Source organism: Sodalis ligni (assembly GCF_016865525.2).
Taxonomy (GTDB): domain Bacteria; phylum Pseudomonadota; class Gammaproteobacteria; order Enterobacterales; family Enterobacteriaceae; genus Acerihabitans; species Acerihabitans ligni.
The window spans coordinates 880,719-896,897 of the sequence record NZ_CP075169.1 but is presented as its reverse complement, the minus strand read 5'-3'; the positions used below and the strand labels follow the sequence as shown (position 1 = coordinate 896,897).

Here is a 16,179-nt window from a genome sequence, read left to right as displayed (position 1 = left end):
CGCGTTGCGGGGCTATTGCAGGGATTTCATCAAATCCCCGCGCTGCTGCTCAAGATGAGTCACCCGCTGGCAAACCTGATGACCGAACTGCTGGAAATCCTGTTCCTGGCTGTTCCACTCATTTTGAATCGCTTGCTGCAAACTCCCCAGATTGCCCATAACCGCTTGCAGCGGGCTGCTGCCGGTGGCGGCTTTCATGGCTTGCTGCGTCCCCATCTCGTTCAGGCTGTCCTGCACCACGCCCCCCATGCTGTCCTGGACAATGCGACGTCCGTCCTGCTCAACCTGGGCGATGGCCTGGTGGTGGAACGCCAGCCCTTCGGGACGGTGTTCAATAATACGGTTCATCTGCTGCTTCAATTGCCGATCCAGAGTGGTCAACCGTTCGCGCACATGACTGTCGCTACCCAACTGCTGTACGATAATCCGGTCCAGGGCAATGCGTCCCTTTTCCAGTCGGCTGCGTGCGCCCTCATCGATCCAGGGCAGTTGCTCCCGCACCGACGCCTGATAATCCGCCGCCTGGCGCCGCTGTTCGCCGTTCAGGTTCAGCGGCTGGCCGTTGCGCGCCACCTGGCCATCGGGAGTGATGGTGATATCGCCGCTGGCCCCCGCCACCCTCACCTGCTGCGAGCTGATAAAAATATCGTCCTGCGGCTTGACCGGACACTGATAATCCGCCTGAGCCTGCCATGCCGTTAACATCAATAAACCCAGCACCAATTTGCGCAACATACCTTCTCCTGAAAATCGACGGCGGTATAGCCCGCACTATCAGACCACTTTTTCGAACATTAAATCCCATACACCGTGCCCTAATCTTTGTCCGCGCTGTTCAAATTTGGTCAACGGCCTGTGTTCCGGGCGCGGCACGTAATCATTTTGTGGCGAAAGATTGCGAAAATGCACCGCCTGATTCATGACATCGAGCATATGTTCCGCATAAGGCTGCCAATCGGTGGCCATGTGGAATACGCCCCCCGCCCGCAGTTTTCGGCGCACCAGATCCACGAACGGTCCCTGTACGATACGCCGTTTATGATGCCGTGCCTTATGCCAGGGATCGGGGAAATAGAGCTGAACCAGCGCCAGGCTGTCATCGGGGATCATATTTTCCAGCACTTCCACCGCGTCATGGCACATGACCCGCAAATTATCGATACCGGATTCATTTGCACTCGACAAACAGGCGCCGACGCCGGGTAAATGTACTTCAATGCCCAGATAATCCTGATCCGGATGCGCTGCGGCGGTCTGGACCAGCGAAGCCCCCATGCCGAAACCGATTTCCAGGGTTACCGGAGCCTCCCGTCCGAACAGCGAAGAGAACGCTATCGGAATGGCCCGGTAGTCCACCCCCATTGCCGGCCAAAATTTATCCACCGCCAGCTGCTGACCTTTGGTCAAACGACCCTGCCGCCGGACAAAACTGCGAATACGCCGCAGCGGACGCCCCTGCTCGTCAAACTCGGGGGAGATAACATTATTGCTCATAATGGTTTCGTGTCGTTCAAGTTGATGGGCAAACGCGCATTATGCAAAGATAACCTTGATTAGCAAGTGGGCGGCCTCAGAAAGTTCCTGTTTACAGGGTGACAACTCTGTGCTGGAATCGCTGCCAGAAGCGTCGACCCCGAGACCCGCCAGAGAGTGAAACTCCCCAGATGATACAAGCGCAACAGTTCGCGCAGCAAGTGCTGGACTGGTACCAGCGCTTCGGCCGCAAGACCCTGCCATGGCAGTTGGAGAAAACGCCGTATAAAGTATGGCTGTCTGAAATCATGCTGCAACAAACCCAGGTTGCCACCGTTATTCCTTATTTCGAGCGTTTTTTAGCGAAATTTCCCACGGTAGGCGCGCTGGCGGCGGCGCCGCTGGACGAAGTGCTGCACCAGTGGACCGGCCTGGGCTATTACGCCCGCGGGCGAAATCTGCATAAGGCGGCCCGGCTGATAGCCTCCCGGCACAATGGCGTGTTTCCAACGAACTATGAGGATATCACGGAGCTGCCCGGTATCGGTCGCTCCACCGCCGGCGCGGTATTATCATTGGCGCTTGGCCAACATTATCCTATCCTTGATGGCAATGTGAAGCGCGTATTGGCCCGTTGTTTTGCCATTGAAGGCTGGCCGGGTAAAAAAGAGGTGGAGCAGCGGCTGTGGGCCTTAAGCGAACAGCTCACACCGGCCCGTGACGCCGGAGCATTCAACCAGGCCATGATGGACCTGGGCGCCATGGTGTGCACCCGCACCAGGCCCAAATGCGAGCTCTGCCCGCTGCATACGGGGTGCGAAGCCTATGCCGCCGGGACCTGGGCCCGCTATCCCGGCAAAAAACCCCGGCAGGTTTTGCCCGAAAAGACCGCCTGGTTTTTATTATTGCAGTCAGACCAGCGGATTTGGCTGGAACAGCGTCCGGCCGTCGGCCTGTGGGGCGGGCTGTTTTGTTTCCCGCAGTTTTCCCGGCGGGAAGATCTGGCGCTGTGGCTTAAAAGACGCGGCATGGATATCCAACGCGGCGAGCAAATGGTGGCTTTTCGCCATACGTTCAGCCATTTTCATCTGGATATCGTCCCCTTGCGCATGGATCTTACCGATATGCAAGGTTGCATGGATGAAGGCGCCGGACTCTGGTATAACTTAGCGCAGCCACCGTCAGTGGGACTGGCCGCGCCGGTAGAACGCTTATTAAAACAAGTGGGTAAACCATGGCAACCGGCATTGCTACAGCCTGTCGCCAAAGAGGAATAACGATGAGCAGAACGATTTATTGCACCTATCTTAAACGCGAGTCCGAAGGGCAGGATTTTCAATTGTATCCCGGCGAGTTGGGTAAACGCATCTTTGAAACCATTTCCAAAGAAGCCTGGGCGTTGTGGATGTCCAAACAGACTATGCTTATCAACGAAAAAAAACTCAGCATGATGAATCCCGCCGACCGGAAAATACTCGAACAGGAAATGGTCAAGTTCCTGTTCGAGGGCCAGGATGTGCATGTCGAAGGCTATACTCCGCCCAGCAAATGACGTTTCGACCCGTCATGCTTCATGTTGCTGGCGCGTTGGCAATACCCGGCCCCTCCATGGGCCTCGCCCCTTCGGGCCAGCGCAGGCGCTGCTCAAATCTGTTCCGGACGGATTTGTCGCTGTCTTTCTGCAGCTCGAATTCTTTAGGGTATGTTTCAGGGCGGAATTAGCCCTTATGTATTTTTCGTCCCGACACGGCATGTAAGATGAAGAAAATTTTAGCTTTGCTAGTTATAGCGCCCATGTTGTTCTCGTGTTCCAGCCATAAAAATGAAGATAATGAAGCCTATGTGAAAGACACCAACGGCTTCGATATATTGATGGGGCAATTTGCCAATAACGTTGAAAACATCTGGGGCATAAATGAAGTCCTGATTGCCGGACCAAAGGATTACGTTAAATACACCGACCAATACCTAACCCGCAGTCATATCAACTTTGACGCCGGCACCATCACGGTGGAAACCATCGCCGGCACCGATCCTGCGGCGCATCTGCGGCAGGCGATTATCAGCACCCTGCTGATGGGGGACGATCCGAGCAGCACCGACCTTTACTCCGACGCCAATGATATCCAGATCAGCAAGGAACCCTTCCTGTACGGCCAGGTGGTGGATAACACCGGCCAGCCCATTCGCTGGGAGGGACGGGCCGCCAATTTTGCCGATTATCTGCTGCAAACCCGGCTCCAGAGCCGGACTTCCGATATGCACGTGATATGGTCGATTACCATCCAGCTCGTGCCTAACCATCTAGATAAGCGTGCCCATAAATATTTGCCGATGGTGCGTAACGCCGCGCAAAAATATGGCGTGGACGAATCCCTGATCCTGGCAATCATGCAGACTGAATCCAGCTTCAACCCTTACGCGGTCAGTCATACCGATGCCTTGGGTCTGATGCAGGTGGTTCAGCACAGCGCCGGCCGGGATGTGTTCAAAATGCAAGGCCGTTGGGGCCAGCCAAGCCGCAGCTTCCTGTTCGATCCGGAAAATAATACAGCCAGAAAAAAATTACCGCACGGGGACCGCCTATCTGGCCCTGCTGCAGTCGAATTACCTGGCAGGCATCGCCAATCCCACCTCAAGGCGCTATGCGGTCATCACCGCCTATAACGGCGGCGCGGGCAGCGTTCTGCGGGTGTTCTCCAGCGACAAAAACCAGGCCTTCGAGCTTATCAACGAACTGCAGCCTGCGGACGTGTATGAAACCCTGACCACCAGACATCCGTCAGCCGAGTCGCGGCGTTATCTGTATAAGGTGAATACCCTGCAGAAATACTACCGGCGCTAAGGGGGAAATAATAAAATTAAAGGGCCGGATATCCGGCCCTGAGCTTGTTGACAACGTGCCCAGTCGGGACGGGCCGCCAGATCGTAAACACGCCGTGAATATGTCCCTATAGGCTCGATCCGCGCCATCCCTGGCGCGGACGGTTTACTCTTCTGGCAGCCCGTCCCGCCTTATTGACACTGAGTATGTTTGTCAGCAGTCTAACCAACCGTCGGCTAACCGGCCCTCGGGCTAGCGGCTGATGACGTGGCCGTAGAGGCGTTTGATGCCGTCCTCTTGCTCGATGGCGTAGACGCCCTGCAATTCCGGCGAAAAGCCGGGCAGCAGGTTCAGCCCCTCCTCCAGGGCCAGGAAATAACGCTGCGCCGCCCCGCCCCAGACTTCTCCAGGCACCACGCACAGTACGCCGGGAGGGTAAGGCAGCGCCCCCTCCGCGGCAACGCGCCCTTCAGCTTTGCTAATGGCGACACACTCCACTTCACCGCGCACAAAGGCGATGTTCGCTTCTTGCGGATTCATCGCCACCTGCGGCAAGCACTCCCGCCGGAACATATCCCGCTGTAGCTGCTTCACATCGAAACTGACGTATAAATCATGCATTTCCTGGCATAGCCGGCGCAGGGTATAGCCTTCATAACGATCGGTATGCTTCTCATAAATACTGGGCAGCACGTCGCACAGCGGCGCGTCTTGCTCGATATAGCGTTCAAACTGCACCAGCGCCGCCACCAGCCGCTGCATCTTCGGACGATCTTCCGCCGGCGTGAGCAGGAACAGGATTGAATTCAGATCGCATTTTTCCGGCACGATGCCCTGCTCGCGCAAATAGGTCGCCAGGATGGTGGCGGGTATACCGAACGCTGAATAATTTCCGCTCACCCGATCGATACCGGGGGTGGTCAATAATAATTTACAGGGATCGACAAAATACTGATTGTCGGTATAGCCGCTGAACGCATGCCAGCTCTCGCCCGGTTCAAAATTGAAGAACCGCACATCCCCGGACATGACGCCGGTATCGTAATCCTGCCAGGGTCTGCCGTTGACGGTTTCAGGAATAAAGGGCCGGATAAGCCGGCATTGCGCCAGCAATTCCTTGCGCGTATCGATTCCCAATGTCACACAGTCCTGCCACAGACGCCGGCCGCTGGCGCCTTCATGCATTTTGGCGTTGATCTCCAATGCGGCGAACAAGGGATAGAAGGGACTGGTGGAGGCATGCAGCATAAACGCATTATTAAAACGCTTATGGTTACAGAATCTTTTTTGCCCTTTGATATGGGCGTCTTTTTTATGGATTTGCGAGGTCTGTGAGAATCCCGCCTGCTGTTTATGTACCGACTGGGTCACAAAAATCCCCGGATCGTGTTCGTTGAGATCCAATAAGAGCGGCGAGCATTGTTCCATTATCGGGATAAATTGTTCGTAACCCACCCAGGCGGAATCAAACAGGATGTAATCGCACAGATGGCCGATCTTGTCCACCACCTGGCGGGCATTATAGATGGTGCCGTCATAGGTACCCAGCTGGATTACCGCCAGACGGAACGGGCGCTGCTCATCGGCCCGCCACGGAGCGACTTCCGCCACCTGGCGCCGGAGATACCTCTCTTCGAAACAGTGAGCATCGATACCGCCGATTAAACCAAACGGATTACGGGCGGTTTCAAGATAGATTGGCGTCGCCCCGGCCTGGATTAACGCGCCATGATGCACGGACTTATGATTATTACGATCGAATAGGACCAAATCCCCCCGGGTCAGCAAGGCGTTGGTCACGACCTTGTTGGCGGATGAAGTGCCGTTGAGTACAAAATAGGTCTTATCGGCATTAAACACCTTGGCGGCAAATTTCTGCGCCTCTTTGGCCGAACCCTCATGTATCAACAGATCCCCCAGCTTCACATCGGCATTGCACATATCGGCGCGAAACAGGTTTTCACCAAAAAACTCATAGAACTGACGGCCGGCGGGATGCTTACGAAAGAACTGGCCGCCCTGGTGTCCCGGGCAGGCAAAGGTACTGTTGCCCATGGCGACATATTTGGTCAGGGTATCGAAAAACGGCGGTAGCAACGTCTGTTGATAAGTATCCGCCGCGGCTTCCAAGAGGGCCGCACTCTCTTTTGAACCGTTCAATACCAGTGCTGAGGCCTCTTTCGGTAGTGCCATGCCCGCAGCCTGCGCTTGCTCATTTATCGCTACAAACGCCGGAATCGACAGCCCGGTGTTCCGCAGTATATTCAGCAACCCCGCCCGGACATCGTCCGGAGTGACCACCAATGCGGCCACATCGGTAAAATCAGTCTCGGTCAACAGCACGATTTCCCGTGCTGTCTGCAGTTGCCCGACAAGGCTGGCGCTAGCCGCGATCTTAAGTAGTTTCATGTCACCGATCCCAAAAGGTTAAGGATGAGTGTATGTGCCGGGAGGCACGTAAATGGGAGAGAAATTTCTCAACCCGCATTAACTTTCAAGGTTTTCCACTAGGAAATTCGGCACTTATGGAAGAAACCGCTGATGACGGCAGCCAATAAGCATAAGGAAAAGCAGAGGAGCCCTCTGATTTCAGTCATGCTTACAAGCTGGTCAGGGGTAACCTCACCGCATGGTGGGCGTGAGCGGGAAAGAAAAATAGGGATCGATGAGACAATAGGAGAACGCCATCAGACAAAATTGACTGATGTGGCAGCGCAGCAGCAAGGAATTGTTCATACCTGCGGCCCCCATTGACCTTTTGGAATAATAAGAGAAATTCGGGCAATAATTGCATTTTTTTACTCTCTGTTCAAGAAAAAATCTTTAAAACAAACAAAATCCAAATTGATTATAACTATTTGATTAATAATTAAATTAATTAATTTGGATAAATTATGACATAACTTATTGCTTCAATGCCTTTCCAAAGGCAGCCGGATATGCCTCAAGGCGGTGGGATGAGGGCTGCATGAAATCTCGTCAACCGAGCGGGCAAAGGTGATAAAGCCGTTGACGTTATCCTTGTGATACGGTTTAATGCGCCCCGTTGCCCGGATAGCTCAGTCGGTAGAGCAGGGGATTGAAAATCCCCGTGTCCTTGGTTCGATTCCGAGTCCGGGCACCACCATTCTTTTTTTATGCCTCCTTATAAATTCCTATGCTATTGCAATTCAATAAGTTGGCGTAAAAACCCTTTCCGATACGTTTTGATTTATCCCTAGGTATCCGGAAAATGTGGGGTCAAATTGCGGGTCATTCAGTTCGATGAATGGAGTGACCCTCACATGGCTCTAACTGACAGTAAAATCCGTGCTGCTAAAACCTTGGTAAAATCCTACAAAATCACCGATGCCCACGGTCTGTATCTACTGGTATCAACCAGCGGCTCGCGTCTGTGGTATTTCCGCTACAGCTTCGGCGGCAAAGAATCCCGCCTGGCCTTCGGCGCTTATCCTCAAGGTGACGCTGGCGGAGGCGTGGCGCCGATTGTGACCCGATATTTTCCCGCGATGCCGCTGAAACGTCTACCCGAATTGCGGAGGAACTTATATAACTACAAAGGCCGGATGTTGACCCGTCTGGCGCTGGAACTTAATCTGCACGTTTTCTGCGCTCAAGCGGGTTACGGCCACAACACTTTTAAAATCACGCGGCCGGATAATCCACAAGGTCTCTCGAAGTAAGCAAGCAAATGCCATTTTTTCTGTATAGGACGCTGTCGATCAGCGCCCTGGCAATGTTTTCGGGTGGATTGATGCGCAATCCCAGCGGCAAGATGGGGCCAAGTGCTTTGGCAATAGGGAAGATCACTCTCTCAGCCAAGCGAAACTCTTCGCGGTGACCGCCAATCATTCCGGGACGAATAATGGTAAGCGAGTGGAAACCGAGCTTCTTGATGTTTCGCTCCAACTCACCTTTGGTCTGACAATAGGTTAGCGGTATGTTCAAGGACGCTCCGGGTGAGGAAATCAAGGCGCATGCCCATGCCCCCCGGGCCAAAGCTGTTTCCGCGAACGTGATCGGCAGAACGTAATCAATCTGCCGAAACGCATGCTTCGAGCCCGCTTTCGCAATTGTTGTTCCGATTGCGCAGATCATTGCGTCAATGGTCAGAGCTTGGATGCCGGGAAGGGTTTGCTCCAGATCATCTGATACGGGGTTGCAGAGTTTGGGATGAGCAGGAAGAGCCCGGCGCGTGGGTGCGATTATCAGGCTTATATCCTCATGTGCCAATGCCTGGCTTAGTGCGTAGCGCCCGACCTGGCCCGTCGCTCCGAGAATCAATACTCTCATCGTAATTTCTTATTCCCTTGAGTGAATGAAAAGTGATGATGCCTATGGTGTGCTGTTGGTCACGCTATCGATCAGCGTTATCTTACCATCCCGAAGGCCGACTATCTGGAGATGCGTATGCGAGTGGTTATGGATGTCCATGGTGAAATCTCCCCCGAGAAGGGATGCCATGTCGGTTGACTTGATTGCTTTTTGAATGTCGGCAGGATTATCGTTTCCAGCCCGGCGTACCGCATCAACGATAAGCAATGCGGCCTCGTAGGCAAAGATGGATCGCTGTGTTGGTGCTATACCGTACTGCTGCCGATAATTCTGAATGAATGCGGCCAAACCGCCTGTGGCTACTGCTGGCGCGAATACCGAAATACCTATCGCTTGATCAAATCGGCCGGAATTGATAAAGGCGGGTGTGAACGTATTGAGTGCGGCATTAAAATCGATACGCCCGGAAATCGGGATGCTCGCGGCACTCTTCTCATAGGCTTTGAAGAAGGACTGATTGGATCGGCCTAATAAAGTTACAATCCTATCTGGACGCGCTCCTTCCAGTCGCTGTAGAGAGGCAGACAGCTCGACCTCTCCTGCAGGAATCACTTCAGTCGCGATTGTTTTAATGCCGACTTCCTTTGCCGCTTTGGCCATAGCGGCCACATTGGCCTGATTGAAGACGTCGCTGTCGGACAGGATAGCGACGGTACCTACATTATGAGCCTTTAGCCATTGCATCATTCCAATTGCGACGTCCCAATCGGATGGGCTCGTTTTGAAAATATAATCGAATCCACCCATGCCTGCGGCGTCTACGAATTCCTGGCCGGCCGAGATATCTATCACCAAGGGCACTCGAGCGGCGTTCGCCACCGGCATGATGGCGCGGGTTACGGGGGTTGCTAACGCTCCGATCAAGACTGAAACGTGGTCCTTTTCGATGAGTTGTCGTGCAGCCTCAACGCCCTTGGTTGCGTCTGCAGCATTATCGGCATAGACCGCTTCAACCGACCGACCAAGCACTCCGCCATTCATATTGATATGCTTCAATGCCAGTTCGATGCCATTACGTTCACTTTGACCACGATCGGCATTGGGGCCGCTGAGGATGGTTGTCACACCGAGCCTTACCGGTTCTGCGGCAATCGCTGCCTCTGCCATGAGTGTGAATACGGATAAAACCGCAATGAAGATCAGGCGCATAAGTTTGTCCAATATTTATACGTTTGTATAGAGACAGGGCCGGTGAGCCGATAGGGCGTGCCGGAATTCAGCAAAAATCACTGGCTGAAGTCGATGACGGTTTTTCCAAAGTGCTGTCCATGGGCGACATAGTCGTAAGCGTCGCGTGCCTCGCCAAACCCGAAGACTTTGTCGATGGCAGGTGTGATCGCGGCGGAATCAACGAATCGCACGAGGTCTTCCAGCAAGGCGCGGCTGCCAGTGGTGATGCCGGTCAGTCGCTTGGCGCCCCCGATCAGGGCACCGGGCTCGATCGATATGCCCCCTCCGCCGGAAACTCGGCCAATGACCACCACGGTTCCCCCGGCGCGGCTGGCTTGCAGGGAGCGCGCCAGAGTCCCCTCGCCGCCGACTTCGACGACCAGATCGGCTCCTAGACCATGGGTGAGCCCGATGACTTCTTTTTGCCACTCGGGCGTACTGCGATAGTTGACGGTAGCGCGTGCTCCCAGCGAAACGGCGCGTTCCAGCTTGTCATCCTGGGACGATGTGATGATGGGGAAAAGACCGGCTGCAGACGCGAGTTGCAATGCCCAAATCGAAACACCGCCCGTTCCCAGCAATAGCACGTTGGCCCCTGGCAGGAGCGTGGCTACGCCGAAAAGTGCGTGCCATGCGGTCAGACCGGCGCAGGACAGCGTTGCCGCAGCGCGGTCATCGAGCGAGGCGGGGGCCCGCACCAGTCCTTCCTGATCCGTGACCAATTCCTCGGCCAAAGTCCCATCCAGTTGGGCCCCGAATGACACAGCAGTCTTGGCTGGAGTGATCGTGCCGTCGATCCAGCGCGGGTAGTAGTTGGTGATCACACGCTCACCGACAACGAATCGGGTGACTTCGTCACCGATCTCCACCACTTCGCCACATCCGTCGACCAATGGCACGATCGGGTGCGACGGTGGGTTGTAGAAGGCGCCGCGGGCAAAGGCCAGGTCGCGGGCATTAAGCGCAGCGGCGCGCATACGCACTCGCACGTCGCGAGGGCCGAGTGGACGGGAAGCCAGATCCGTTTGTACTAAGGCGCCGATGCCGGCGCCGGATTGCAATTGATAGGTTCTCATGTTGGTTCTCCTGGATGGATTAGAGGTTAGGCCGCGTAGGCAGCGTTGCGCGTTGCCAGTGCGAAAGCCCCGGTCATACCGGCGACGGCCGTATTGGTCAGAACCACAACGGACAGTTGGGATGCGGGGTCAACCCAGAAGTGCGTGCCGTACACGCCAGACCAGTTCCAGGATCCGGCCGACAGCGGGAGCTTCGCCGCTTTTGGATTCTTGAGGATGGCCACGCCGAGTCCCCATCCATAACCGGGGCCGGCCGCGTCAATGGCTAAATCTCCCACTGCATTGCGAGTCATGGCCGCTACCGTCTCCGGCTTGATGACTCCGCCACCCCCGGTGCGCATCGCTTCCGCAAAGCGCAGATAGTCAAGGGCGGTACCTACCATGCCGGTGCCGCCCGAAGGGAAGGCATTGGGATCGAACGCACGTCCGGGTGAATAAGCGATGGCGCTCTTGCCGAACTTCAGCGCGAACGGGTCGCTCATCTTCACCGGCTCCGGCGTTGCGTCACCATAGGCCGTCACCAGCGAGGCACCCTCCGGAGCAACGAATCGGACGCTATCCATGCCCAGCGGCGCGGTGACCACCTCGCGCACGGCGTCGGCCAACGGGCGGCCCGTTGCCTGTTCGATGACGGCTCCAAGCACGTCAATCGCCACTGAGTAGTGCCAGGCGCTACCAGGTGCGAACAACAGCGGAGCCTGAGCGATGCGACGAACATTCTCTGCCAAGGTCAAACCAGAGCCATCCATACCATCGGACACGCCGAGGCGATGGTAGGGGTCGTCCGGCTCTTCCAGAAATCCGTATCCCAATCCCGATGTGTGCGTGAGTAGATGGCGCAGCGTGATCGTTGGAGTGCTGCCATCGGCAAGGCGAGGCTGGAAATCGGGAAACCAACGTGTTATTGGGGCATCCAATTGCAGGAGTTCCCGTTCAGCGAGCGCCAGTGCGGTAACACACACGATTGGCTTGGTCATGGAGGCCAGCCGGTACAGGGAGTCGACCCGCATGGCTTGTCCGGCTTCACGGTCGGCGAAACCGAACGCTTTCTGGAAGACAACTTGGCCGGCTTGGGCAACGACAGCGGTTGCACCCACGATATGCCCGCTGAAGACGGACTCCATCAGGGCTGTTTCAAAGGCTCTTGCAGCGCGCCAGGTCCCATTCAGAGACGAGTCTGCAGCCCTGGCCGGCCCAAGTGCGAGCGCGGCGCCGCCTGCTGCTGCACCGATGAGTAACTGTCGCCGGGAAATCATATTTCCGCAGAGAAAAGGATGCGAATGCCGGGTCATAGGATAACGCCAGATATAGGAAATCAGATGCTATCAATGGTGCATTTATTTCCTGTGATTGATAATATGCGCTCTATTAAATTTAATTCCAACCAGAGGTATGAAATAAAATGCTAGATCGCGTGACAAGCATGGAGATCTTCTGGCGGACCGCGCGGGCCGGCAGCCTATCGGCGGCCGCCCGGCAAATGAACCTGTCCCCGACCATGGCCACCAAGCATGTGGACGCACTGGAGTTACGTTTGGGAGTGCGATTGCTTCAGCGCAGCACGCGCCGGTTGACGCTGACCGAAGCGGGGCAGCAATACCTGGAGATGTGCGCGCGTTTATTGCCGGAGCTGGAAGAGACGGAGGCGCTGATCGCAGCCCAGCGTATCGAGGTGTCCGGATTGCTTCGGCTGAATGTGCCGTTGTCGTTTGGCGTACGCTACATCGCTCCGTTGCTGCCGGCTTTCCACGAACGGCATCCGGGAGTCAACGTGGAGTTGGGACTCAACGATCGCGTTGTCGACCTGCTCGAAGAGGGATGGGATCTCACCATCCGAGTCGGTCATCTGAAGGACAGCCGTCTATTGGCCCGGAAGCTTGCTGATAGCGCTATGGTGGTGTGTGCTGCGCCAGATTACTGGCAGCGGCGGGGGCGTCCGACATTCTGGGCCGAGCTGGGAGATCACAACTGCCTGAGCTTCATGCTTTCGCCACTATCGTGGCCAAATGCCTGGCGCTTCGGTAAACAGGCGGATCAAAGCGTACCGATCAAGGGGCCACTGCGCACCAATAACGGCGATGCCCTTGTCGCCGCCGCGGCGGCTGGCATGGGGGTGCTTTATGAGCCGGACTTTATCGTGGCTGACGCATTGCGAGCGGGTAGTCTGGAAGCCGTTATTCTGGATGAGCCCGCCGCAAATGTCGGCGGCATTCATCTGCTACGTTCCGCCGATCGCAAGCCACCCGCCAAGGTGCGCGCCATGACTGATTTTCTTGTCGAGACCTTCGCGCAGGGCGCACCCTGGCAATGACTGGGTTTGAGCCTTGAGTCGGCATTGGCCGGCTACCAGCCAACACGTCTGTAGCTCGGCGCCGGTCTTCGATGGGATTGCCGGCCGTTCGGCCGGTTTCGATCCCGCGACTACGGCTGGGACAGCCACCTATTTGAGGGTGATATCTGAAATGCCGGACAGGACAAAGAATGCGACAGCGCAACCAGTACCTCCAACCAATGGTGTGAACTGTTTAATCCATTGCTGATTTTTTGCGTATGCGAATGAAAAGTACCCTCAGCGGTGATAGTAGATTATGGGTACTGACAGTATGATTAAGAAAGCGGCACATTGAATCGATGGCCAGTGGACGAAAGGCGGTGATCAACGTAGCAACATCGGTTGAGCATTTAATAATATTTCAGAGTGCAACGGTGAAGGGAGAGAGGTGCACGTTGGATGAAAAAATGATATTGCCCATGCGGGCTTTGGAGTTGCGTCAACTGCGCTATTTCCAGATTCTTTCCCGCGAACTGCATTTCGGCAAGGCAGCAAACACTGCGCACGTCACTCAATCGGCGCTCAGTCAGCAAATCGCAAAACTCGAAGAACTGGCCGGCGTGCAGTTGTTCGTACGTGATCCGCGAGGCGTTCGACTAACGGCTGCAGGCGAGGTTTTACGCGATGGCGTCGCTCGGGTTCTCGATCTGCTGTATACGACCCTGCGCTCAACTCGTGAGGCAGGAGAAAATGAGTCGTTCAGGTTGTCCCTTGGACTGGTTGAGTACACCAACCTGCCGTTCATTCCTCCTGCGTTGATTCGGTTGCAAGCGCTGTATCCGGACGTGAACATCATTCGTCACGAACTCAATGGCGCGCAGCAACTCGATGCGCTTGTTTCGGGTGTGATTGATGTGGGATTCGGGGTCCGTATCCAGACTAACAGTCCAAAGGCGGGCATTGCATCGCAACCGCTGCTGGCATCCGAATGGTCACTGTTGATGCGCGACACCCACAGGCTGGCTAACCGTGCGCAATTGAGCATAGAGGACCTTGCAGGCGAACGGCTGATTGTGCCGGGCAGGTCAGTGAACGCGCCCCTGTACGACTCGCTGCTCGCGCACTTCGCGCGCGTTGGGATCAAGCCCAACATTGTCTATGAGACCACCCAGTCGCAGGTGGGCATCACCCTGGTCGAACAGGGCCTAGGCGTGCTGCTCGGTGCTGTCTATGTCTTCACCGTTATCCCTACTACATTACTCTATCGACCAGTCAATGGCTTCGACCCCCTGACTGTCGAGTTGTTTTCCCGCTCGGGAGAGCAGAACCCCCTTGTCCTGGACTTCATCGAATTGGCGGCCGGGGAGGCTGTTCGATTAAAAGCGTCCGAGGTCCCAGACACGATAGCCAGGCGCGATTAGCCAGACTTATCGAGCGCTCGCGTACTTCGAATTGGTCAGTAGCGTTTGTGAGCATCAGACTCGGGGTCACCATTTCTAGGAGATCCCACAATGACCAATGCGATTGTAGTTCAACGGCCACATCCCTACTCATTTCAAGAGCTGCTGATAGGAGGCCGCTGGCAAACGGGCAGCGCCGGCACCCTCTACCGCAATACCAACCCTTTCACCGGCGAGACATTGCTTGAAGTCCCTGAAGCCAGTATCGATGACATCAATGCTGCTTTCCAGGCTGCGACGCTGGCCCAGCGTGACTGGGCGGCGACAACTCCAGGCGAGCGTTCCCAAGTGCTGTACCGTGCGGTGGCCGTGCTGGACGCCCGGCACGCTGAAGTAGTGGATTGGCTGATCAAGGAATCAGGCAGCGTACGTACCAAGGCCGAGATTGAATGGGCGGCGGTGCGCTCAATTATCCTGGAGGCGGCAACCCTGCCAACTCGCGCTTGGGGTCGGATCATCCCGGGCGATATTCCTGGCAAGGAGAATCGTATCTATCGTAAGCCGGTGGGTGTGGTCTCCGTGATAAGCCCGTGGAACTGGCCTTTGCATCTGAGCACCCGGGCATTGGCCCCCGCGCTCGCTCTGGGCAATGCCGTGGTGCTCAAACCAGCCAGTGAAACGCTGGTCAGCGGCGGTCTGCTGCTTGGCAAGGTATTCGAGGAAGCAGGCTTACCAGCTGGCGTATTAAGTGTGGTGTCGGGCGACAACAACCTGATTGGCGATCCTTTCGTATTGCATCCGGCATCGCGCGTGCTTTCATTCACTGGCTCGACACGGGTGGGAAAGCGCATTGCCGGGCTCGCGACAACGGGCCAAGTTCTGAAGAAAGTACAACTGGAGATGGGCGGAAACAATCCGCTGGTCATTCTGGATGACGCTGACCTCGACCAGGCTGTCGACTTGGCGATCGTTGGGCGCTTTCTACATCAGGGGCAAATCTGTGTCAGCGCCAACCGGATCATTGTGCAGGACGCCCTGCACGATCGTTTCGTGGAAGCCTTTGTTGACCGTGTAAGAGGGTTGAAGTATGGGGATCCGAATGCCGCCGACACGGTCATTGGACCGCTGATCAACCAGCGTCAATTCGACAGTGTCGCGATGATGATCGAACAGGCCCACGCCGATGGCGCAACTTTGTGTTTTGGCGCCCAACCACAGGGACTGGTCATGCCGCCCCATGTCTTCACCAACATAACGGGCGAGGTCCGGTTGGGCAGGGATGAAATTTTTGGGCCGGTGGCGCCAGTGATTCGGGCGGCAAGCGAGGAACAAGCCCTGCATATCGCCAATGACACCGAATACGGTTTGTCTAGTGCTGTTGTCACCGGTGATCTTGATCGCGGTGTGCGCTTTGCCCAAAGGATTGAAGCAGGCATGACGCATGTGAATGATGTGCCTGCGGTCGATCTGGCCAATATGCCGTTTGGCGGAGAGAAGAACTCGGGGCTGGGCCGTTTCGGTGCGCAGGGATTGATCGACGACCTTACCACCGAGCACTGGATTTCCGTTCAGAGCACGCGTCGCCAATACCCTTTCTGACCATGTACAGGGGATGACCTGCACTGCCGG

At 55.8% G+C, this 16,179-nt stretch carries 12 protein-coding genes, 1 tRNA gene and 2 pseudogenes; 8 read left to right on the top strand and 7 right to left on the bottom strand.

Features of this window, described 5'->3' with window-relative positions; genetic code table 11:
• Positions 1 to 12 precede the first annotated feature (12 nt).
• Both GTU79_RS04140 and trmB read right to left on the bottom strand, forming a co-directional pair.
• A complete protein-coding gene (locus GTU79_RS04140) occupies positions 13 to 735 on the bottom strand; it encodes a YggN family protein (RefSeq protein WP_132923400.1) in 723 nt (240 codons plus the stop codon).
• 39 nt (positions 736 to 774) lie between these two features.
• The gene (trmB, locus tag GTU79_RS04135) at positions 775 to 1,494 is read right to left on the bottom strand and encodes a tRNA (guanosine(46)-N7)-methyltransferase TrmB (protein ID WP_203522788.1); all 720 of its coding nucleotides are present in this window, start codon (positions 1,492 to 1,494) and stop codon (positions 775 to 777) included.
• A gap of 170 nt (positions 1,495 to 1,664) precedes the next feature.
• On the opposite strand from trmB, the gene mutY reads away from it, so the two are divergent.
• The 3 genes and pseudogenes from mutY to mltC all read left to right on the top strand — a co-directional run bounded on the left by mutY (position 1,665) and on the right by mltC (position 4,318).
• Positions 1,665 to 2,750, top strand: a complete 1,086-nt coding sequence (gene mutY, locus GTU79_RS04130; protein WP_203522789.1) for an A/G-specific adenine glycosylase — start codon at positions 1,665 to 1,667, stop codon at positions 2,748 to 2,750.
• 2 nt (positions 2,751 to 2,752) lie between these two features.
• Complete coding sequence (locus GTU79_RS04125) at positions 2,753 to 3,025, top strand: oxidative damage protection protein (protein ID WP_203522790.1); 273 nt, start codon at positions 2,753 to 2,755, stop codon at positions 3,023 to 3,025.
• 206 nt (positions 3,026 to 3,231) lie between these two features.
• Positions 3,232 to 4,318: pseudogene (gene mltC / locus GTU79_RS04120) on the top strand (membrane-bound lytic murein transglycosylase MltC).
• Positions 4,319 to 4,549: 231 nt separating this feature from the next.
• Here mltC and GTU79_RS04115 read toward each other — a convergent pair.
• Entirely contained in the window at positions 4,550 to 6,706 is a 2,157-nt protein-coding gene (locus GTU79_RS04115) for an ornithine decarboxylase (RefSeq protein WP_203522792.1), read from the bottom strand.
• A gap of 639 nt (positions 6,707 to 7,345) precedes the next feature.
• Between GTU79_RS04115 and GTU79_RS04110 the strand changes: the two genes are divergently transcribed.
• A tRNA-Phe gene (locus GTU79_RS04110) sits at positions 7,346 to 7,421 on the top strand.
• Positions 7,422 to 7,581: 160 nt separating this feature from the next.
• A pseudogene (locus GTU79_RS31795) lies at positions 7,582 to 7,774 on the top strand (Arm DNA-binding domain-containing protein); the annotation flags it as partial.
• A gap of 168 nt (positions 7,775 to 7,942) precedes the next feature.
• Here the strand turns inward: GTU79_RS31795 and GTU79_RS04100 are convergent.
• The 4 genes from GTU79_RS04100 to GTU79_RS04085 form a co-directional block, all read right to left on the bottom strand.
• Positions 7,943 to 8,590 carry a Rossmann-fold NAD(P)-binding domain-containing protein gene (locus tag GTU79_RS04100; RefSeq protein ID WP_203522793.1) on the bottom strand — a complete coding sequence of 216 codons (648 nt, stop codon included), beginning with the start codon at positions 8,588 to 8,590 and terminating at the stop codon, positions 7,943 to 7,945.
• A 42-nt stretch (positions 8,591 to 8,632) separates the two neighbouring features.
• Positions 8,633 to 9,781 (bottom strand): ABC transporter substrate-binding protein, encoded by a 1,149-nt coding sequence (locus tag GTU79_RS04095; protein WP_203522794.1) that lies wholly within the window; start codon positions 9,779 to 9,781, stop codon positions 8,633 to 8,635.
• Between the two features lie 77 nt (positions 9,782 to 9,858).
• Entirely contained in the window at positions 9,859 to 10,878 is a 1,020-nt protein-coding gene (locus GTU79_RS04090; protein ID WP_203522795.1) for a zinc-dependent alcohol dehydrogenase family protein, read from the bottom strand.
• Between the two features lie 26 nt (positions 10,879 to 10,904).
• Entirely contained in the window at positions 10,905 to 12,170 is a 1,266-nt protein-coding gene (locus GTU79_RS04085) for a serine hydrolase domain-containing protein (RefSeq protein ID WP_253073487.1), read from the bottom strand.
• Between the two features lie 110 nt (positions 12,171 to 12,280).
• On the opposite strand from GTU79_RS04085, the gene GTU79_RS04080 reads away from it, so the two are divergent.
• The 3 genes from GTU79_RS04080 to GTU79_RS04070 all read left to right on the top strand — a co-directional run bounded on the left by GTU79_RS04080 (position 12,281) and on the right by GTU79_RS04070 (position 16,149).
• Positions 12,281 to 13,189: a LysR family transcriptional regulator gene (locus GTU79_RS04080; RefSeq protein WP_203522796.1), complete on the top strand. Its 909-nt coding sequence runs from the start codon at positions 12,281 to 12,283 to the stop codon at positions 13,187 to 13,189.
• 416 nt (positions 13,190 to 13,605) lie between these two features.
• Positions 13,606 to 14,571, top strand: a complete 966-nt coding sequence (locus GTU79_RS04075) for a LysR substrate-binding domain-containing protein (protein WP_203522797.1) — start codon at positions 13,606 to 13,608, stop codon at positions 14,569 to 14,571.
• A gap of 90 nt (positions 14,572 to 14,661) precedes the next feature.
• Positions 14,662 to 16,149, top strand: coding sequence for an aldehyde dehydrogenase family protein (locus GTU79_RS04070; protein ID WP_203522798.1), 1,488 nt, complete (start codon positions 14,662 to 14,664; stop codon positions 16,147 to 16,149).
• The last annotated feature ends 30 nt before the right edge of the window (positions 16,150 to 16,179 follow it).